Source organism: Mesorhizobium sp. M0618 (assembly GCF_040320765.1).
Taxonomy (GTDB): Bacteria; Pseudomonadota; Alphaproteobacteria; order Rhizobiales; family Rhizobiaceae; genus Mesorhizobium.
In genome coordinates this window covers 183,110-203,321 of the sequence record NZ_JAMYQH010000001.1, presented here as the reverse complement: position 1 = coordinate 203,321, position 20,212 = coordinate 183,110, and the positions used below count along the sequence as shown (strand labels likewise).

Below are 20,212 nucleotides of genomic sequence, written 5' to 3'. Positions count from 1 at the left end.
CTATCGTCGCCCAGCATCAGGAGCCCACCATGAGCACCGTCCCCAAAACGCCCGAGCAACCGGCCGACAATCAGAACGACAGTGGCGGCGAGTATTTCGAAGCGCCGATCCTTGGCGAGCTGGAGGCCGATCCGGTGTCGGACGAGCACTTCGAGACGCCCGAAGTGCCGGACTCCGAACCATCAGCTCCAGGCCCCCAACGCGGCAAGCCGAAGAAGAAACCGTCGGCGATATCGGGTCGGAAATTCCGCAAGCGCGATCTGGTGCGCATCGACACGCTGCGCCCGAGCCTCGCCGACCGCATCCGGTCGGACCATCCCGACCTGCCGGCCGGCGCCCGCATCAGCCGCGCCGAGCTCGGCCGCTACCGCATGCGCTACATGGAGGAGCTGCTGCAGCAGGAGCACGGCGAATTCTCCGAGCTCGACCGCCAGGTGGTCGAATCGATCGCCAGGCAAGACACGATTTCCGAGAACTCGGAGGAGGAGTTCGAGGAGCACCGGACCTTTGCCGACCGCGTCTCCGACAATATGGCTTCCTTCGGCGGCAGCTGGTGGTTCCTGATCTCGTTCGGCAGCGTGCTGCTGGTGTGGATCGGCATCAACCTGATCGCGGGCATGTCGAGCGCCTTCGATCCCTATCCCTTCATCCTGCTCAACCTGCTGCTCTCCTGCATCGCCGCCATCCAGGCGCCGATCATCATGATGAGCCAGAGGCGGCAGGAGTCCAAGGATCGCCTGCGCTCCTTCAACGACTACCGCGTCAACCTCAAAGCCGAGCTCGAAGTGCGCCATCTGCACGAAAAGCTCGACTACCTCATCTCGCGCCAATGGACCCGCCTGGCCGAAATGCAGCAGATGCAGCTGGATGCGATGCACGAACTGACCGGCGCGAAGAAACCCAAGCGCGCGGTGCGCAGGCGGCGGGTGGTGAAGAGTGGGGCGGGGTGAGGAGTGGTCCGCGCAGCGGACGAAAAGCCAATTGCTTGGCTTTTCGAACGACGAACGCCCTGAGCCTGCGAAGGGCGGGCGGGCGCGAACCTCATAGGCCGTAGCCAGGGCGTATCGAGCCAAGTCGCGGAGCCAATCTCCAATTGCCCGTTGAAGCCCGCGCCTGCTTCCGCTAAGAAGCCGTGACTTGCCGGTTCATCGGCTGGTTCGTTTTCCGGATTCCGGAAAGCACCCGTAGCTCAGCTGGATAGAGCGCTGCCCTCCGAAGGCAGAGGTCACAGGTTCGAATCCTGTCGGGTGCGCCAACGCTCATACCTTCCGCCCAGTTAGCCGAGTTACGCTGACGAGTTCGACCGATAGTCTCGTCGGATCAGTTTGCATCCGGCGCGTTGCAAAAAGGAAAATAGAGGCAAAAAGCGGGACAATTTGGGCAGGTGGTTGACCTCGCTCCATTAATTGATTCGAATAGTTGTTTAGCCTGTTCAGAACGACAGGCGGGGAGGAAGAAATGACGACTGATGCTCAGGAGGCCGTGACCGAGAGCGAGGAAGCGATAGCTCCTAAAATTGACTTTAAATCAGTTTCGTTTGCCCTCAAGCCACTGCTAATAGACGGCGGGGCTCTTTCCAAGGCCTACAAGACGCGCAAGTCTCCGGTCGTCAAGAAAACAGTACATATCGCCGACACCGACGATGCAGAGTCCAAAGGTTGGAAAGTTGTCAGACGCCAAAAGCGGGTCACTGTTGTTCAAAAAACTAAACCCATTTCTGTCAGCTTAGAAGATCGCGTGTGGTGCCTATGCAGAGATATGGGATATCCTGTACTTAGCGGAGGGGCTTTCAAAGTTTCCTATTCGCGAAATGATGGGTCCGCCGGTACAAAACAGATTGACGTCTTTGCCAAAGATTCTGAGACAGCAATTGTATTCGAATGCAAATCAAAAGAGGTGAGAGGTAGAAAATCGCTACAGAAGGACTTACATGAAACCGCATTCTTGAAAAAGCCTATCGCCAACGCGATCAGAGCTCATTTTGGTGACGGTTATAACCCCAAGATATTGTGGATATATGTTACGGATAACATAATATGGACCGAGCCTGATGTTACACGAGCTTTGGCTGACGGAATAAGAATAATAACTGAAAATGAACTTCAGTACTTCGAGGCGTTCGTCAAGCACGTTGGAACAGCTGGAAAATACCAGTTTTTAGCCGAGTTCCTTAAGGGGCAAGAAATCCCTGCACTAAGCGGATATAAGGTCCCCGCTGTCAAAGGAAGATTGGGAACTGAGAACTTCTACTCATTCACCATTCCTGCCGGCCATCTTCTGAAAATAGCTTTTGTAAATCACCATGCTTTAAATAATCCTGATGGCACTCCTGCCTATCAGCGTATGGTAGATAAAAAGAGATTGCAAAGTATAGGTAAGTTTATCAAGGATGGTGGGTATTTCCCGACGAACATTCTAATTAATTTTACCAAGAAATGTACCTTTGAGCCTCTTGCAAAAAATGACAATACGATAGACGGGCTCAAATTCGGCCATTTAGTTCTTCCGAATGAATTCAAAAGCGCCTGGGTGATCGATGGTCAACATCGGCTCCTGGGGTTTACAAATCTATCTGAGGAGTATCTGAAGCAACCTCTTTTCGTTGTTGCCTTCGAGCAAATGGCCACAGTGAAAGAGGCGGAACTTTTTATTACGATTAATCACAAGCAGAAGAGTGTTCCCGCAAGCCTTTTGGTCGCCTTGCAGGCAGATCTCCAAATGGGTAGCGACGATCCTGACGAGGCTCTTTCTGCGCTGTCATCGTTTCTCATTCGGAAGCTGGCGCTAGACGCGACGAGTCCCTTCTACGGACGCTTTCAGACACCGGGTGTGCCGGCATCTGACTTACAGGTACTCACGGTACCCGAGATTCAAAAAGGTTTGAAGCGATCCCAACTCTTGGGCCGGGTCGTAAAGAAGGTCCGTCTTGGTGGGTATCTCTCAGGAGCAACTGATTCTGCCACTCTCGACAGGGCGCGACGAGCGATAAACAGCTATTTTAGGATGATTGAAGATGCTGTGCCGGAAAGATGGATGACAGGTCGCGCGTCCCATGTCGTGACGAACCCGGGAATACGCGCTCATCTTATGCTGTTTAATGAAGTGCTCAGATTCCAGCACGCCGCAGGGAAGATAGACCCCATTCTAGCTTCGTTGGACGAGATAGATGTCTGTGTGACCGCCTTTTGCAAGCCGCTCATCGACTGGCTAAAGGCTGCAAACGACTCCGAGATCGAAGCTCGATTTGCCAAGCAATACGGGGAAGGAGGCGTTCGGGACTATTTCTTCCACCTTTGTGATCTGATCGCGACTGCAACGCCAACATTCGGACCGGACGAATTTCGTGACTATAAGGCAAAATCAAGCGACGAGAGGCGAGCCCAAGCGAAACTAGATGTTGAGGATATGACCAAGTTAATTTCTGGGGTCGTGATCGAAAAACTCAAGGAAATCTACGGTAAGGACGAACTTCCTTCCGGCGAAAAGAAATATTGGGAGCTTGGCATCGCAGACAGTAAGATTAAGCAGGCCGCCTACAATTCGCAACAGCAGGCCAAACCAGAGAAGCGAGCGCCTAGAGAGGCTTACCTCCATATCATAGATTTTGAAACGGTAATAAAACAGAAAGGAAACTGGGAATTCCTAAAGCCAATTTTCAATATCCCGCTTCGGGGAGTTAATCCAAAATCCAAGGAATATCACGTCGATTGGATAAAGGACTTCAATGACATCCGCAATATCGCGTCCCATAGCTCGATATATCGGCAATTATCAGACGCCGACTTAGATTTTCTTGCCTGGCTGAAGGGCGCCCTTTATGAGCGCTGCGAGGCCGCCGGGATTCCCGTCGACGAATACTAGGTTGGTCGGCCTACCGATGGCGCGACAGGGTGGAATAGGCAGATGTCTCCAGCGAATGAAATTGTGGTGCCGTTTCTTAAGTGGGCCGGGGGCAAGAGGTGGTTTTGTGAAAAATACCTGCATCTTATCCCCGCATTTGAGGGGCGCTATATCGAGCCATTCCTGGGCGGAGCCGCCGTTTTCTTCGCGTTGAGTCCGAAAAATGCTCTGCTAAGCGACCTGAATTTCGACCTGATTACCACCTACAACGCGATCCGCAGCGCCCATGTGGATGTGTCTAGATTGCTGCAAATTCACCACGAGAAACATAATCCAGAATATTACTATGCCACCAGAGCCCACAAGCCGGCGGAAGAAATCTCGCTTGCTGCGTGGTTCATCTATTTGAACAGAACTTGTTGGAACGGGTTGTACCGCGTTAATCTGCGTAATCAATTTAACGTGCCGATTGGAACAAAAACAGATGTGGTAATGGCGGGAGACAATTTCGAAAAGACCTCTGCTCGCCTGCAGTCGGTTGACTTATCTGTAGCTGATTTTGAAGAGACCATTGATACTGCGGAGAGAGGTGATTTTGTATTTGTGGATCCTCCGTACACGGTTAAGCATAATTACAATGGATTTATCAAATACAATGACAAGATTTTTTCTTGGGATGACCAGATACGACTCCGGGATGCTGTGGTGCGCGCCGCAGGGCGTGGGGCTTCAGTAATGGTGCTGAACGCCAACCACGGGTCGATACGCGATCTCTATTCGGGCGTTGGCGAGCAAACAAAGTTAGCACGAGCTAGTGTGATTGCAGCCAGCGCGGCAAACAGATCATCCGTTGAGGAATTGATGATTTTCACAGCCGAATAATAAGTGAGCTTGCGTCGGGTGCAAGTCGGGTTAGGCTTAGATTATGTTCATCGTGCTAAGTCGTGTTGGACGCCTTTTTAACCCGCCACCCCCCGCACACTCTCCCGCTCCACCAGAGGGCACTCCAGCTTGGTGATCGGATACCGCCCCCGTCCAGGCGCCGCCGGCGCTTCCAGCTGTTCGATCGCCCATTGGCCCATCGCCATGTGCGGCAGGATCGAGGTCGTCAGCGGCGGGAAGAGGTGGCGGGCGATTTCCTCGTCGTCGTAGCCGACCACGGAAATGTCTTGCGGGATGTGCAGGCCGGCTTCCTTCAGCGCTTCGTAGCAGCCGATCGCTGTGCGGTCGTTCTGGCAGAAGATGGCGGTCGGGCGGTCTTTCAGCGCCAGCAGCTTGACGGTCGCGGCGTAGCCGGCGCTGGCCGACCAGTCGCCCTCGACCACCAATTCGCCGTCGAACGGGATGTCGGCGGTGGCGAGCGCGCGGCGGTAGCCTTTCAGCCGGTCTTGCGCGGCCTGCATCCACGGCTCGCCGGTGATGGTGGCGATGCGGCGGTGGCCGTGGCTGATCAAATGGCGGGTCGAGCTCTGGCCGCCGGCGATCTCGCTCGGCACCACGGCAGGGAAAGCGTAGTCCGCCGTGTAACAGTTGAGCAGGATCACCGGGATGTCGAGGCCGTAGAGGTAATCGGGCGCAGTGATCTCGCGGGTGAAGATGGTCATGTAGATCAGCGCCGAAATGCCCCGCTTGGTCAGGGCCGCAATGGCGCGCGGCTCCATGACGGAATCGCCCAGCGTCTGCGCCACCAGAAGCACGTTGCCGGCATTCCACGAGGCTTGGCGTGCGCCCTCGATGGCGACCACGGCTTCCGGGCTGGTGGCGAGCTGGTCGACGGCAAAGCCGATCACCCCGTCCAGTCCTTCGAAAGCCGACAGCGGCGAGTGAAGGGCCGAGAAGGCGGGCGCGGTGTAGCCGAGCGTGCGCGCGGTTTCGATCACCCGTTCGCGGGTCTGCTGCGACAGCTTGATCCCGGGCGAATTGTTGAGCACGAAGGAAACGGTCGCCTGCGAGCAGCCGGCGGCCCTGGCGATATCGATCATGGTGACGCGGCCCTTGGCGCCCTTCGCCGGCGCCTTGCGCCGCCTCGCCGTGTCGCTGGCCCGATCCGTCGTCTCGCTCATGGCAAATCCCAGTCTGGCGGGCCGGTCAGGCCGGCAAGATGGCGTGACGCCGTCGATTCATAGAGATATCGTCAAGATCGTTTATAACTATTAGTATACCGAAGGTCCATCCGCCATGCATCTCCATACAAGCCAAAGCTCAAATGACAAAAGGCTTGGGCCGCGGCGCAGCCGTGACGACGGCTCGCCCACGGATATGCCGCGAAACCGCTGGCATGGCACCGAAACTAATACTGTTTACTAATACAAAAATGCGCTGTACCGTCAATCCGTCGCGTCCGGCCGGTCACGTCCGGGGCGGCGGGAGAGTACGAAAATGGCCCGGTGGCGAGCGGATACTACCTCCGCAAGCCTTGTCTCGGATATGTGATATGTCAGACAAATCGGATTATTTACGAACGAAGGATGAGTCTCTAAGGTCCATGATCGTGGCTGGAACGACGCCATTCTTTCGGTGCCGGGAACCCCTTTGAGGAGGAGGGCGTCCACGCTGCAAACGGCAAATCAGGTCAGTGCAAGATCGGCCGGTCCAACGACTGAGCCAAACGGGAGGTTGAACATGAAATCCTTGATACGCAATGCATCCGTAGCCGCGGCCGCGCTGCTGCTTGGCCTGTCGGCCACGGCAATCGCGCGCGCCCAAGACAAGCCGACGCTGGCCTTCGTCGTCAACGGCGCTTCCGATTTCTGGAAGGCCGCCGAAGCCGGCGTCAAGAAGGCGCAGGGCGAACTGCCCGACTATACGCTCGAGCTCAAATATCCCGAGCAGTCCTCGGTCGCCATCCAGCAGCGGCTGATGGACGATCTGGTCACCGCCGGCGTCAAGGGCATCATGGTCTCGGCTGTCGATCCCAAGACCTCGACCGACGGCCTCAACAAGATCGCTTCGGAAACGGCGCTGTTCACCACCGACTCGGACGCCCCGCAGACCAAGCGCGTCGCCTATATCGGCTCGTCCAATGTCGATGCCGGCAAGCAGGCGGCCGAAATCGCCAAGAAGGCGATGCCCGATGGCGGAAAATGCCTCGGCTTCGTTGGCCTGCTCGGCGCCGACAATGCCAAGGAGCGCATCCAGGGCATGAAGGACGGCCTCGCCGGAACCAAGATCGAGCTGATCGACGTGCGCGGCGACGACATCGACCAGGCGCGCGCCAAGAAGAACGTCGAGGACGCGCTGGTTGCCAGCCCCGACGTCACCTGCATGGTCGGCTTCTACTCCTACAATACGCCGCGCATCTATGAAGCGCTGCGCGACGCCGGCAAGCTCGGCTCGATCACCGTCGTCGGCTTCGATGACGATCCGATCACGCTGGGCGGCGTCAAGGAAGGCACCATTGCCGCGACCGTCGTGCAGCAGCCCTTCGAATGGGCCTATCAGGGCATGAAGCTGATGGCTGCCTATCTCAAGGGCGACAAGTCGGGCATCCCGGAAGGCAACCTCATCATCATCCCGACCAAGATCATCGGCAAGGATGACGTCGACGCCTACGCCGCCAATCTGAAGGCGATGGCCGGAAAATAAGACTTGAAGCAGTTCAGCCGGCTCAACGTCGCTTGGGCCGGCTGCTCGCATTGACGAACCGCACGCGGATCGTCAGTCTGCCAAAAAGTCGGCCCGCCAATCGCTGTCAGGCATGATGAATTATTCCGACACATCCATCGCAGCAACGACGCCGTTCCTCAGCCTCGAGAACGTGCGCAAGACCTATCCGGGCGTCGTCGCGCTCGACGGCTTCTCCATGGAGGTCAGGCCGGGCGAGGTCATCGGCCTCGTCGGTGAAAACGGCGCCGGCAAATCGACCTTGATGAAGATTCTCGGCGGCGTCACCAAGCCGGACAGCGGCACGATCACCGTCGACGGCACCGCACATGACAGGCTCTCCGTCGAAGCCAGCCTGGGTTCGGGCATCGCCTTCGTCCACCAGGAACTCAACCTGTTCGACAATCTCGACGTCGCCGCCAACATCTTCTTCGGCCGCGAGCCGTTGCGCGCCGGGCCGCTCAAGCTCGTCGACCGCGCCAGGCTGCGCACCATGGTGGCGCCGCTTTTGAAGCGCGTCGGCGCCAATTTTTCCGCCGACACGCAGGTCGCGACCTTGTCGCTGGCGCAGCAGCAGATGGTCGAGATCGCCAAGGCGCTGTCGATCGAGGCGCGGCTGGTCATCCTCGACGAGCCGACATCGAGCCTGCCGCTCGCCGAAACCGACAAATTGCTCGACGTCATCAAGGCGCTGAAGGCCGACGGCATCAGCGTCATCTTCATTTCGCACCGCCTGCACGAGGTCGAGCGCGTCGCCGACCGCGTCGTCGTGCTGCGCGACGGTATGCTGGCCGGCACCTTGCCGAAGAGCGACATCGGCCACGACCAGATGGTCAAGCTGATGATCGGCCGCATGCTGAAGGAGCGCGAGAAAGCCTCGGAGGCGGCGCGTGCGCCCGGCGCCGTAGCGCTTGCGGCCAAGGCCATTCGCACGCCTGCCTATCCCGGCCGCCCGGTCGATCTCGACGTCAGGCGCGGCGAAATCCTCGGTCTTGCCGGCCTTGTCGGCTCCGGCCGCACCGAACTGGCGCGGGTGTTCTTCGGCATTGACTCGAAGCTCGGCGGCGCGCTCGAGCTCGACGGCAAGCCGCTTGCGCTGGCTTCCGCGGCCGACGCTGTCGCGCATGGCATCTTCCTGGTGCCGGAAGACCGCAAGCTCACCGGCATCCTGCTCGACCTGTCGATCGCGCAGAACATTTCGCTGCCCAATCTGCCGGCGCATGCGCGCCGCTCCCTGGTGTCCTCAAGCGCCGAGACCGCCACCGCCGAGAAGCAGAAGAAAGATCTCGGCATCAAGGCGCCGTCGGTGCAGACGCGCACCGGCACGCTGTCGGGCGGCAACCAGCAGAAGGTCGTGCTCGGCAAATGGCTGGCCATGAACCCGAAGGTGATGATCCTCGACGAGCCGACGCGCGGCATCGACATCGGTGCCAAGGCGGAAATCTACGGGCTGATGCGGGCACTCGCCGATGCCGGCGTCGCCGTGCTGATGATCTCCTCCGACATGGAAGAGGTGATCGGCGTGTCCGACCGCATCGCCGTCATGCATGAGGGCCAGATCTCCGGCATTCTCGACAAGGACCGGTTCAGCCAGGAAAACGTGCTGCTGCTGGCAGTGGGCAAGCAGCCGAAATAGTTTCTTGTTTGCCACGGGTTCCGGTCCGGAACCTTCCAGGGCGGGCATTGGGGAGAAGACGATGAGCAAGAAAGATCTCGGCCTGCTGATCCTGATCCTGGTGGTCGGGGCGATCGTTGCGATCATCAATCCGCGCTTCCTGCTTCCGATCAACCTCGCCAACACCTCGAACCTGATCGGCCTGTTCGGCATCCTGTCGATCGGCCAGGCCTTCGTCATCATCACCGGCGGCATCGAATTGTCGGTCGGCTCGGTGGTCGCGCTGCTCGGAACGCTGTTCATCGACTTCATCGCCGTGCGTGGCATGGGATGGCCGGTTGCCTTCGTGCTCATCCTGGTGCTTGGCGCCATCATCGGCCTGGCACATGGCTGGCTGATCACAAGGCTCAAGCTGCAGCCCTTCGTCGTCACCCTGTGCGGCCTTTTGATCTACCGCGGCGTCGCCCGCTTCTACACTGGCGACGGCACGGCGGGTTTTGCGTTCGGCCAGAATTTCCCCGACCTCGAATTCCTCACCGCCGGGCGCTCTTATGGCGTGCCGAACAGTTTCATCGCGCTGATCGTTATTTCGATCGTCATGTGGGTGGTGCTGCACCGCTCGGTGTTCGGCCGCTATCTCTACGCCATCGGCAAGAACGAGGAGGCGGCGAAATATTGCGGCATCCGCACCGGCCGCGTCGTCATCGCCGCCTACGTCATCTGCGGCGTGCTGACGGCGCTGTCGGCGATCTATTTCGCCATGTACACGCGCTCGATCTCACCGGCCAGCCACGGCCAGTTCTACGAACTCTACGCCATCGCCGCAGCCGTGCTCGGCGGCTTCTCGCTGCGCGGCGGCGAAGGCTCGCTGATCGGCGTCATCCTCGGCACGGTGCTGCTGCAGGAGCTGCAGAACCTCGTCAACCTGCTCGGCATCCCGTCCTCGCTCAACTTCGCGGTGATGGGCGGCGTCATCCTCATCGGCGTGCTGGTCGACCAGCAATGGGGCGTGTTCCGGGAACGGCGGCTGATGGTCGACGCCACGCGCAAGAGCGCTTCCGGCGCGGCCGCGGAATAATCGCCCTGCCAAGACGCGCCGCGCGTTTGTCGGCGCCTGGCGGCATGAATGAAATGGTTGCGGCCTTGCCGCCCTTCTGCGATTGCGGGACGTCTCCACATCATGCCGGATGTCGGTGGCGGACGAGTGGCAAGCCATGAGAGCGAAACCTGAACTGTTGATGTTGAGGGCAGGGGCGCTTGAAGCCGAACTGGCGCCGCAAATCGGCGGCAGCGTGAGCGCGCTGCGCTGGCGCGGCATCGATCTCCTGCGCCGGCTTTCGGACGGGGATCGCGATACCGGCAATGTGCTTGGCGTGGCCATGTTTCCAATGACGCCCTACGCCAATCGCATCACTGGGAACGCTTTCGACTTCGGGGCGCAGCGCTGGCAGGTCCTGCCCAACAATCCGCCGGAGAAATTCAACGTGCACGGCAGCGGCTGGCAACACGCCTGGACTGTCACCGAGACAGCAGCCGCGAACGCGACGCTGACGCTGGACATTGCCGCCGGAGCCGAGCCCTATTCCTATCGAGCGACGCAGGCTTTCGCGGTCACCGAAGAGGGGCTGAGCGTCACCATTACGCTCACCAACACCGGACCGGTTACCTTGCCGTTCGGTTTTGGCCTGCATCCCTGGTTCGATCGCGATCCGGACGTGACATTGCAATTCGAGGCGAAGCGCTTCTACCTCGAAGAGCCGGATGGCATTTCCGGTGATCCGATCACACTTCCGCCCGAACTCGACTTTGCCGAGGACCGGCCTTTGCCAAACGGCTGGCGCAACAGTGATTACGGCGGCTGGAGGGGCGAGGCGATCATTCGTTTTCCAACCCGCGGTGCCGGCTTGCGGATCAAGGCCGACCCGGTCTTCAAGCATCTGATGCTCTACGCCGATCCGACAAAACCGTATTTCTGCGTCGAGCCGCAAACGAATGCCTCCGGTGCTTTCAACCGGGGCCGGTGGGACGATCCGGAGGAAGGCGTGATCGTGCTGGCCCCTGGCGAAAGTGCTGCCGGCACCGTCTTGTTCATGCCTTTTGCGCTTGAAGGCTAGCCTAGATCAGGCCCGACATGTCGGAAAAAGCCATCGCCTTGCGCAGCACCTCGGCGAAACGGTCGCCGGCGGCTTCGCGCGGGCCGCTGTTGTCGATCGAGGTGACGCCAGGTCCCGACAGGCTCACATTGGCGCTGCGCGCCAGCCGCGCCAGCACTTCGCCGCGCGACTCGCGGCCGCGCATCGCCAGACGCTCGGCCAGCACTTCAGGCGAGGCGGTGATCTCGACGATGGCCAGATTGGCATAGCGTTCGCGCAAGGAGGGGATGATCGCGCGCGACACATTGGCGACAGCGACACGGCCATTAGCGACGGACCAGTCGACATCGGCGGGGATGCCGTAGCGCAAGCCGTGCGCTTCCCAGGAGATGGCGAAGGCGCCATCGGCTTCGGCCTCGACGAAGGCGGCATCGGCCAGCGTGTCGTGGTCCTCGCTGGCGACATCGCTCGGCCTGGTGATGACGCGGCGGACGAACTCCAGCCTTGTCTCATCGGCAAAGCGGGCGCGGGCGTAGCCGATCACCGTGTCCTTGCCGGCGCCGCTTGGGCCGACGACGGCGACGAAAACGCCATCGCGGATCGGAAACGTCTCGGCCGACAATTCCCGCTCGATCGATGCCGACACCATCATGCGACCCGGCTTCCCTGCCGCCACACGGTGCGCACCACCGGGACATGGTCGTCGACGCGCACGCGCACCAGGTCGGCGCGGCGGCCCTGTTCGATGACGCCGCGATCGGTCAGGCCAACCGCATCGGCCGGGTTCTTCGAGACCATGGCGACGGCCTGCGGCAGGGAAATGCCTTCGACGACATCGCCGAGGAAGAACGCCGACTGGATCAGGCTGAAGGGAATATAGTCGGATGACAAGATGTCGAGCAGGCCGTCGCCGGCCAGCGTACGGGCGGAGACATTGCCCGAATGCGAGGCGCCGCGCATGACGTTGGGCGCGCCCATCAGCACGCCCATCCCGGCCTCTTTCGAGGCCCTGGCGGCCTCTTCCGTGGTCGGGAATTCGGCGACGCGCACGCCCTGCTCGATCGCCTCGTCGACATGGCCTGATGTGGCGTCGTCGTGGCTGGCCAGCACGATGCCGCGCTCCTGGCAGGCGGCTGATATCACCGCCCGGTTCGGCGCCGAATTGCGCGCCGATTCGGCCATCCGCTTTTCGCAGAACAGCTTGAAGTCGCGATCGGTCAGCTTCAGCTTGCGCTGGTAATAGTAGGCATAGGTCTCGAGGTTGACGAACTGGCGCTGGCCTGGCGCATGGTCCATCAGCGACGCCAGTCTGACCCGCTCGTCGCCGTCGAAATTGGCGAAAGCCCTGAGGCAGTCCGGTGCCGAAACCTCGCAGCGCAGATGGATGAAATGATCGGCGCGCAGACGGTCCTGCTTCACACTGTCCTCGATTGCGTCGGCCAGCTTGCGGATGTCGGCCGATGTCAGGTCGGCGTCTTCGTCCATGCCGACGCGCAAGGCGTCGAGCACAGTGGTGATGCCGGCGGTCGCCACCTGCGCGTCATGGGCGAGCACGGCGGCGATCGGATTCCAGCGCACCTTGGGCCGCGGCGCGTAGTGGCCTTCGAGATGGTCGGTGTGCAATTCGACCAGCCCGGGAATGATATAGTCGCCGCCCATATCCTCGCCGATGCGGCTGATGCCGGATTCGATGCCGGCGATAAAGCCGTCGCGCAGCACCAGCGAACCCTCGACGATCTCGTCGGCAAGCACGATGCGGGCATTGTGGAGAACAGTCTCGGCGGTCATTTCAGGCAGTCCTTCAGGCGGTTTTTCTGGCCGGGCGGCGCCCGAGCGCGTGATGCGAGAGCACCATGAACGGTGCACCCGGTTCGGTTTCGACAAACAAGGTCAACGCATCCACCAGCACCTTCTGTTGCAGCACTTCAGCGAACAGGCTGTCGATCGCTGCGCGCAAACGAGGGCTTTCCTGTGACCCCGCCCGGCCGGACAGCGTCATGTGGAAGCGAAAGGTTTCGAAGACATAGGGGTAACCCCATTGGCAGAGGTTGCGGAACTCGGCCGGCTTCAGCGAATCCGGGCTGCGCCGCTCGATTTCCGCTTCGCTCAGCGGTGCACGAAACCGGTCGAAATCGCGCACCACGTCATCGGCGAACCGGTTGAGCGCAGGCACTGGCCCTTCCGGCACCAGTGCGAAGAAGCCGTCGATCTGGCTCACGACGAGACGCGGGATGGTCACCGCCGGCGTCGCCTCGGCGAATTGGTCGAGTGCGGCGCGCAGCGAGGCTTCGGTCTCGTTGGCAGCCAGGCGGAAAGGCGCTGTCAGCGTCGCGTGGAAACCATAGCGGCGCGCCGAGGCGGTGTGGAAAGCGACTTCCGCCGCCGACAGGTCGGCTACAGCCTCGACCGGCTTTGTTGCGGCGCCGAACGGGTCGCGGCCGAGCCAGTTGGCGGCGATCCGAGCCAACGGCTCGTCCTGCCGGGGGGTGAAATAGAGGGCGTAGCGCATGGAAAGTCCTTGTCAGCTTCGCTGCCATAGGTGATTTCCATGACGAATTGACGAAGCCTTGCTGGCTTTCAGGTAACAAAACGCTGCGGCGGGGTCATTAGCCGACGATTTTTTCGTGCTGGACCAGGGAGCGAGTGCTCACGCAGCGACCGGTCAGGCCTTCATCAGCCACTCGTGCTCGGGCGCATTGTGGAATTTCCACGTCCGCTTCGGTCCGGCCATGACGTTGAGATAATAGAGGTCATAGCCGTGGCAGGCGGCGCAGGGGTGATAGCCCCCGGGCACCAGCACGACATCGCCATCCTCGATCGCCATCGCTTCGTCGAGCGCGCGGTGGCCGTTCTTGTCGGCATCGGTATAGACGCGCTGGAAGGCAAAACCCTGCGGCGGGTTGAGACGGTGATAGTAGGTTTCCTCGAGATAGGATTCGGCGGGCAGATTGTCCTGATCGTGCTTGTGCGGCGGATAGCTCGACGTATGCCCGCCGGGCGTGATGACCTCGACCACCAGCAGCGAATCGGCCGGCTCGCCCTCCGGCAATATGTTGGTGACGTAGCGCGTGTTGGTGCCCTTGCCGCGCACCTCCTGGCCGAGATCGTCCGGTGCGATCACCCGCACCGGCAGCCCGCCGCCAAGGCCCGGCGCCGAGCAGACGGCGAGTTCCAGTTCGGTGTCCGCTGTCACCGACCAGTCCGAACCCTCAGGCACATACACCGACCACGGCTTGCCCTCGAAGGGCGACATGCGCTCGCCGAGCAGGCCGAGCTCCTTGCCGCCGGCTGACGCCTTGCCCCTGCCGGTGACGAACACCAGGCAGACTTCACGATCCTCGGTCCTTCCCGAGGCGCTTTCGCCAGGCTTCAGCCGATGCAGATCGAAACCGACATAGGTCCAGCCGGCGCTTTTCGGCGTCACATGGGCGACGCGGCCAAGGCCTTTGTCGGCTTTGACGAGCAGCTTCGACATTTTTGTCTCCTATTCCAGTGGCCTGACGGTTGCAGGCCTGTAAAGCCAAGTCGTTTGTTTGAAAGGACCATCGCAAACGTTCGGAAATTGGCCGGCGCCCTTCCAACTTCGTCATCCTAGGGCGAAGCAGGAGCGAAGCTCCGTCGCGGAGACCCTAGGATCCATGCCGTTGCCTCGGCCGAAGGGCACAGCGGAGCGGAATCTGCACCGTCACACCAGCTTCAAAGTCATGGCATGGATCCTAGGGTCTGCGCCGCGTCGCTGCGCTCCTTGCTCCGCCCTAGGATGACGAAGTTAGAAGCACTGCAAGCCAATCGCCAACGCATGCGATCAGTCACTCCTTCGGTTCGGCCTCGGCCTTCGCCTCGTCGGCCGGCTTATAGAGATAAAAAAACTGCCAGACGGCGTAGCCGGCGAAGCCGAGCGCGATCATGCCCCAGAACGGCGTGCCGGTGGCGAACTCGATGATCGACCAGATGACGCAGACCGCGACGATGGCGACGCGCCGCCACAAAGGCCGGAAGAAGGGGTGTTCGGAATCTTTCATCGGGCCAATCTACAGCAATCGGCCTCGCCGGGAACCCGTCGCACCAGCCATTGGGAAACTAGACATTTGGAAAGCCTTGCGTCTCGACCGTATAGCCGGCGGCGGTCATGACGCGCATCAATTCCTTGTAGCCAACCTGCGCCATCCTGAGTGGCGGGTTCTTCTTCGGGTCCTGCTCCGCCTCGACCACGAACCAGCCCTCATAGCCATGGTCGGCGAAGCGCTGCACGATGGCGCCGAAATCCAGCGAACCATCGCCCGGCACGGTGAAGGCGCCGAGCGCCACCGCATCGAGGAAGGATTGTTTGGTGCGATCGAGCCTGTCGATCACCCCCATGCGAACGTCCTTCACATGCACATGGCTGATCCGGGTATGATGGTTGTCGATGGCACGCAGCACGTCGCCGCCGGCGAATGCCAGATGGCCGGCATCGAGCAGCAGCGGAATGCCGGCTCCGGAATAGCGCATGAAGGCATCGAGTTCCGGCTCGGTCTCGACCACCGCCGCCATGTGGTGATGATAGGACAGCGGCATGCCTTGTTCGGCGCACCATTCGCCAAATTCGGTCAGGCGCTTGGCGTAGGCCTTCATCTCGTCATCCGACAGCTTAGGTTTGGTGGCGAGCGGCTTCGAGCGGTCGCCCTGGATCGAGCGGCCGACCTCGCCATAGACGATGCAAGGCGCGTTCACCGCCTTGAACAGGTCGATCATCGGCTGGATGCGATCCTTGTTGTCGGCCATCTCCCCATCGACCAGCGTGCCGGAGAACCAGCCGCCGCACAGCGTGACGTCGGCTGCCTTCAGGATCGGCAGCATGATTTCGGGATCATTGGGAAAACGCCGGCCCATCTCCATGCCGGTGAAGCCGGCCGAGCGCGACTGGCGCAGACATTCTTCCAGCGACACATCATCGCTGAGTTCCGCAAGATCGTCGTTCCACCACGCAATGGGGGACATGCCCAGTTTGGCTTTCAAGTCGTCGCTCCAGTTCAGTTCGTATTCACCCCCTTGTGGGGGTCCGAAGGACGGGCGAGACCGTTGCTCGCCCCGGCAAGTCGCTGCGAAGCAGCGGGGTGGGGGAGGTGGGGGTGGCAGCGCCTATATCAATCGCCGATGGTCTGCATCTGTCGTTTTTCGTCATACGCCTTGCGCGCCGCGTTGACCTGCGGCCGTACAGACACTTCCGGCACCGCCACGTCCCACCAATGGCCGCCGGCATTCGTGGAAACCAGCGGGTCGGTGTCGATGACGAGCACCGTTGTGCGCGTATTCTTCTTGGCTTGTGCCAGCGCGTTTTCCAGCCCGGCGATCGACGGCACTTTCTCGGCGATGGCCCCCATGCTCGCCGCATGCGCGGCAAAGTCGATGTCGGGCAGAACCTCGTGGCGCGAGTCCTTCAGGAGATTGTTGAAGTTGGCGCCGCCGGTCGCCATCTGCAGCCGGTTGATGCAGCCATAGCCTCTGTTGTCGAGCAGCACGATGGTGAGCTTGAGGCCGAGCATCACCGAGGTGGCGATCTCCGAATTCATCATCAGGTAGGAGCCGTCGCCGATCATGACGACGATCTCCTCGCCGGGCTTCGCCATCTTGGCTCCGAGCCCGCCGGCAATCTCGTAGCCCATGGTCGAGAAGCCATATTCGCCATGATACGATCCGGGCGCGCCCGCCTGCCAAAGTTTGTGCAATTCGCCCGGCAACCCGCCGGAGGCATTCAACAGCGTCACACTGGTGCCCATGGCGCGCTGCACGGCGCCGATCACCTGCGCGTCGGACGGGTAGGCGGCATTGGTCGACGCCGTCACCTTGGCCGCCTCGACCTGCCAGGCCTGCTTGCCGGAGGACGCATTGTCGGTCCAGCTTGCCGGCGCCTTCCAGCCCTTCAGCGCAGCACCGAGTTCAGCCAGGCCCTCGGCCGCATCGGCGACCAGTGGCAGGGCGCGGTGCTTGCCGGCGTCGAAGGGCTGCACGTTGAGCCCGATGATAGTCTTGCCCGAATTCTTGAACAGCGCCCACGAGCCGGTGGTGAAGTCCTGCAGGCGCGTGCCGATGGCCAGCACGACATCGGCTTCCTCAGCCAGCCGGTTGGCCGCAGATGTGCCGGTGACGCCGACCGCCGCCATGTTGAGCGGATGGTCGTCCGGCAGCGAGGATTTGCCGCCTTGCGTCTCGCAGACCGGGATGCCGGCGCTCTCCGCGAATTTCGCCAGTTCGTCCGACGCCTGCGAATAGAGGACACCGCCGCCGGCGATCACCAGCGGCTTTTTTGCGCCCTTTAGCGCGGCGACTGCAGCGGCAAGCTCATGGCGGTCCGGGCGCGGCCGGCGCTGGTGCCAGACCCGCTCGGCAAAGAAACTCTCGGGATAATCACAGGCCTCGGCCTGGACGTCCTGGCACAGCGACAGCGTCACCGGCCCGCATTCGGCCGGATCGGTCAGCACTTGCATGGCGCGGCTGAGCGCAGGAATGATCTGCTCCGGCCGGGTGATGCGGTCGAAATAGCGCGAAACCGGACGGAAGCAGTCATTGACCGTCGCTGTGCCGTCGGAGAAATCCTCGGCCTGTTGCAGCACCGGGTCGGGGATGCGGTTGGCGAAGACGTCGCCCGGCAAAAACAGGACGGGCAACCTGTTTACATGGGCGAGCGCCGCCGCCGTCACCATGTTGAGCGCGCCGGGGCCGATCGAAGAGGTCGCGGCCATGAAGCGGCGGCGGAAATTGGCCTTGGCGTAGGCAATCGCGGCATGCGCCATCGCCTGTTCATTGTGGGCGCGGAAGGTCGGCAATTCGTCGCGTAGCTGATAGAGCGCCTCGCCGATGCCGGCGACATTGCCGTGGCCGAAGATCGCCCATACGCCGCCGAAGATGGGGACTTTGCTACCGTCGATCTCGGTCATCTGGCGCGACAGGAAGCGGGTCAGCGCCTGCGCCATTGTCAGGCGGATTGTCTTGCTCAAGATGTTTTCCTCCGCAGTCCTATTCGCGCCTTCTTATGCCGCCTTGCGGCCGCGCGCGGCAAGCCACGCATCCGTCAACTGTCCGAAGCGAGACGCCATGTCGGCGATTGCCTCGTCATCCGACATCTTGCCGGCCAGCCATTGTTCGGCCGCATGGACGAAGATGGTGCGGCCGACGGCAAAGCCCTTGACGATGGGTGCCTTGGCGGTGGCGGCGAAGGCCGCTTCCAGCTCGTCCTGCGGCGCTTCCAGGCCAAGCAGTACGACGCCGCGGCACCAGGGGTCGTGCTTCAGGATCACGGCCTCGATCTTCGCCCAGGCGCCGCTCGACGCCTGCGGCTCGAGCTTCCACCAGTCCGGCTTGATGCCGAGCGCATAGAGTTCCTCCAACGCGCGCGGGATCGTCATGTCGTCGAGCTTGCCATGTTTGCCGGCAATGATCTCGATGAGAAGTTCCCTGCCGACCTTCCGCGCGCCTTCGAACAGCGCCCGCAGTTTCTGCTGCTGTTCGTCCTTCAGCGCCGCCGGATCGTCGGGATGATAGAAGCACAGGCATTTGATGCAGTGGTCGACCGGCCATTCGACAAGCTGCGAGCCGATGTCCTGCGAGAATTCGAAGCGCAGCGGCCGCGAACCCGGCAGCTCCACCGGCCGCCCGAGCCAGGCGAAGGAATGCCTAGCGAATTCGAACATAGCCTTGCGGCCGTGTTTCTCGTCGATCAGCATGCCGTAGCCGTCGCGGCCGGCGGCGACCTTCGCAGCCGCCTTGACCGCCAGCACCTTGAATTCTTCGACCCGCGCCGGATCGGCACCGGCCTTCGCCGCCACATCCTCCAGCTGGATGCGATGGTCGCAGGCGAGCGCCATCAGCGAGGCGACGTCGCGCCGGCGCGTCGTCGCCCAATGGATGTGGTTGATCGCCTCGTCCTTGCGCAACGCCAGATGCTTGCTGCCGTGTTTGAGGAAGAACCGCAGTTCTTCGAAGGTCGGATATTCCGGCGCGCAGAGCAGCCGCGACACGGCGAAGGCGCCGCAGGCGTTGGCCCAGGTCGCCGCTGTCGCATGATCTTCGCCACCCAGCCAGCCGCGCAGGAAACCGGACATGAACGCGTCGCCGGCGCCCAGCACATTGTAGATCTCGATTGGAAATCCCTTGCCGACGACACCGTCCTCGAGATCGTCGCTGATCGGTCCGTCATAGACGATGCAGCCCATGGCGCCGCGCTTCAGGACGATGGTGGCGGCCGACAGCGAGCGGATCGTCTTCAAGGCGCTCAGGCAATCATCGGCGCCCGACGCGATCATGATCTCTTCCTCGGTGCCGACAATGAGGTCGCAATCGGGCAGCACCGTCTTGAGCTGGGCCGAGACCCGGTCCGATTTCACATAGCGCTCGAACCCCTCGGCATGGCCGGCGAGGCCCCACAGGTTCGGCCGGTAGTCGATGTCGAACACCACCTTGCCGCCCTTGGCCTTCATGATGCGGATCGCCTTGCGCTGCGCGGCATCGCTGTTGGGCCTGGAAAAATGCGTGCCGGTAACGACGATCGAGCGCGCCGAGGCGATGAAGGCCTCGTCGATGTCTTCCGGCGCCAGCGCCATGTCGGCGCAATCCGAGCGGTAGAAGATCATCGGCGAAACGCCTTCGTCCTCGACCGACAGCAGCACCAAAGCGGTAAGCCGTTCCTTGTCGGTCTTCAGCCCGTCGACATTGACGCCTTCACGCGTCAGCTGCTCGCGGATGAAGCGGCCCATCTGCTCGTCGCCGATGCGGGTGAGCAGCGCCGAGCGCAGGCCGAGCCTAGCGGTGCCGACAGAGATATTGGCCGGGCAGCCGCCGACCGATTTGGCGAAGGAGGTGATGTCCTCCAGCCGCGAGCCGATCTGCTGCCCATAAAGGTCTACGGAAGCGCGACCGATGGTGATGACGTCGAGCGGCGCGTATTCAGCGTCCACGGCTTCGCTCATTGGAACCTCCCGTCGGCCTTGTTGTGTTGGGGTACACGCGCGAGCGGCAGCGTGGCGCCGGGAATATGAAATAATAATTCCAATCCATAGTCAATATGGAATGAGCGTTCCTTCGG

General features: G+C 61.3%; 16 protein-coding genes and 1 tRNA gene. 8 read left to right on the top strand and 9 right to left on the bottom strand.

Annotated features, from left to right (window positions below):
- The first annotated feature begins 29 nt into the window (after positions 1-29).
- The 4 genes from NKJ04_RS00960 (at position 30) to NKJ04_RS00945 (ending at position 4,722) form a co-directional block, all read left to right on the top strand.
- Positions 30-950, top strand: a complete 921-nt coding sequence (locus tag NKJ04_RS00960; protein WP_352672916.1) for a DUF1003 domain-containing protein — start codon at positions 30-32, stop codon at positions 948-950.
- Between the two features lie 228 nt (positions 951-1,178).
- Positions 1,179-1,255: transfer RNA gene (locus tag NKJ04_RS00955), tRNA-Arg, on the top strand.
- A gap of 203 nt (positions 1,256-1,458) precedes the next feature.
- Positions 1,459-3,861: a DGQHR domain-containing protein gene (locus NKJ04_RS00950; protein ID WP_352672913.1), complete on the top strand. Its 2,403-nt coding sequence runs from the start codon at positions 1,459-1,461 to the stop codon at positions 3,859-3,861.
- 42 nt (positions 3,862-3,903) lie between these two features.
- A complete protein-coding gene (locus NKJ04_RS00945; protein WP_023810677.1) occupies positions 3,904-4,722 on the top strand; it encodes a DNA adenine methylase in 819 nt (272 codons plus the stop codon).
- A 77-nt stretch (positions 4,723-4,799) separates the two neighbouring features.
- On the opposite strand, the gene NKJ04_RS00940 is transcribed toward NKJ04_RS00945, so the two are convergent.
- Positions 4,800-5,903, bottom strand: a complete 1,104-nt coding sequence (locus tag NKJ04_RS00940; protein ID WP_352672910.1) for a LacI family DNA-binding transcriptional regulator — start codon at positions 5,901-5,903, stop codon at positions 4,800-4,802.
- Positions 5,904-6,462: 559 nt separating this feature from the next.
- Between NKJ04_RS00940 and NKJ04_RS00935 the strand changes: the two genes are divergently transcribed.
- From NKJ04_RS00935 to NKJ04_RS00920, 4 genes are all read left to right on the top strand, one after another.
- Positions 6,463-7,425, top strand: a complete 963-nt coding sequence (locus NKJ04_RS00935; RefSeq protein ID WP_023810675.1) for a sugar-binding protein — start codon at positions 6,463-6,465, stop codon at positions 7,423-7,425.
- Between the two features lie 115 nt (positions 7,426-7,540).
- Positions 7,541-9,079, top strand: coding sequence for a sugar ABC transporter ATP-binding protein (locus tag NKJ04_RS00930; protein WP_352673208.1), 1,539 nt, complete (start codon positions 7,541-7,543; stop codon positions 9,077-9,079).
- Positions 9,080-9,140: 61 nt separating this feature from the next.
- Positions 9,141-10,136: an ABC transporter permease gene (locus NKJ04_RS00925; RefSeq protein WP_352672907.1), complete on the top strand. Its 996-nt coding sequence runs from the start codon at positions 9,141-9,143 to the stop codon at positions 10,134-10,136.
- A 136-nt stretch (positions 10,137-10,272) separates the two neighbouring features.
- Positions 10,273-11,172 carry an aldose 1-epimerase gene (locus NKJ04_RS00920; RefSeq protein ID WP_031213037.1) on the top strand — a complete coding sequence of 300 codons (900 nt, stop codon included), beginning with the start codon at positions 10,273-10,275 and terminating at the stop codon, positions 11,170-11,172.
- 1 nt (position 11,173) lies between these two features.
- Here the strand turns inward: NKJ04_RS00920 and phnN are convergent, their stop codons facing one another.
- The 8 genes from phnN to NKJ04_RS00880 form a co-directional block, all read right to left on the bottom strand.
- Positions 11,174-11,803 carry a phosphonate metabolism protein/1,5-bisphosphokinase (PRPP-forming) PhnN gene (gene phnN / locus NKJ04_RS00915; protein WP_352672905.1) on the bottom strand — a complete coding sequence of 210 codons (630 nt, stop codon included), beginning with the start codon at positions 11,801-11,803 and terminating at the stop codon, positions 11,174-11,176.
- Positions 11,800-12,939, bottom strand: a complete 1,140-nt coding sequence (locus tag NKJ04_RS00910) for an alpha-D-ribose 1-methylphosphonate 5-triphosphate diphosphatase (protein ID WP_352672902.1) — start codon at positions 12,937-12,939, stop codon at positions 11,800-11,802. Before NKJ04_RS00910 ends, phnN begins: the two co-directional genes overlap by 4 nt.
- A 13-nt stretch (positions 12,940-12,952) precedes the next feature.
- Positions 12,953-13,660, bottom strand: coding sequence for a DUF1045 domain-containing protein (locus NKJ04_RS00905; protein ID WP_352672899.1), 708 nt, complete (start codon positions 13,658-13,660; stop codon positions 12,953-12,955).
- 153 nt (positions 13,661-13,813) lie between these two features.
- The gene (gene iolB, locus NKJ04_RS00900; protein WP_352672896.1) at positions 13,814-14,626 is read right to left on the bottom strand and encodes a 5-deoxy-glucuronate isomerase; all 813 of its coding nucleotides are present in this window, start codon (positions 14,624-14,626) and stop codon (positions 13,814-13,816) included.
- Between the two features lie 334 nt (positions 14,627-14,960).
- Positions 14,961-15,173: a DUF3329 domain-containing protein gene (locus NKJ04_RS00895; RefSeq protein WP_023810667.1), complete on the bottom strand. Its 213-nt coding sequence runs from the start codon at positions 15,171-15,173 to the stop codon at positions 14,961-14,963.
- 58 nt (positions 15,174-15,231) lie between these two features.
- Positions 15,232-16,149: a myo-inosose-2 dehydratase gene (gene iolE / locus NKJ04_RS00890; RefSeq protein WP_352672893.1), complete on the bottom strand. Its 918-nt coding sequence runs from the start codon at positions 16,147-16,149 to the stop codon at positions 15,232-15,234.
- 128 nt (positions 16,150-16,277) lie between these two features.
- Complete coding sequence (iolD, locus tag NKJ04_RS00885) at positions 16,278-18,128, bottom strand: 3D-(3,5/4)-trihydroxycyclohexane-1,2-dione acylhydrolase (decyclizing) (RefSeq protein ID WP_352672891.1); 1,851 nt, start codon at positions 18,126-18,128, stop codon at positions 16,278-16,280.
- 33 nt (positions 18,129-18,161) lie between these two features.
- On the bottom strand, positions 18,162-20,096 hold the full coding sequence (locus NKJ04_RS00880) for a bifunctional 5-dehydro-2-deoxygluconokinase/5-dehydro-2-deoxyphosphogluconate aldolase (RefSeq protein WP_352672888.1): 1,935 nt from the start codon (positions 20,094-20,096) through the stop codon (positions 18,162-18,164).
- Positions 20,097-20,212 lie beyond the last annotated feature (116 nt).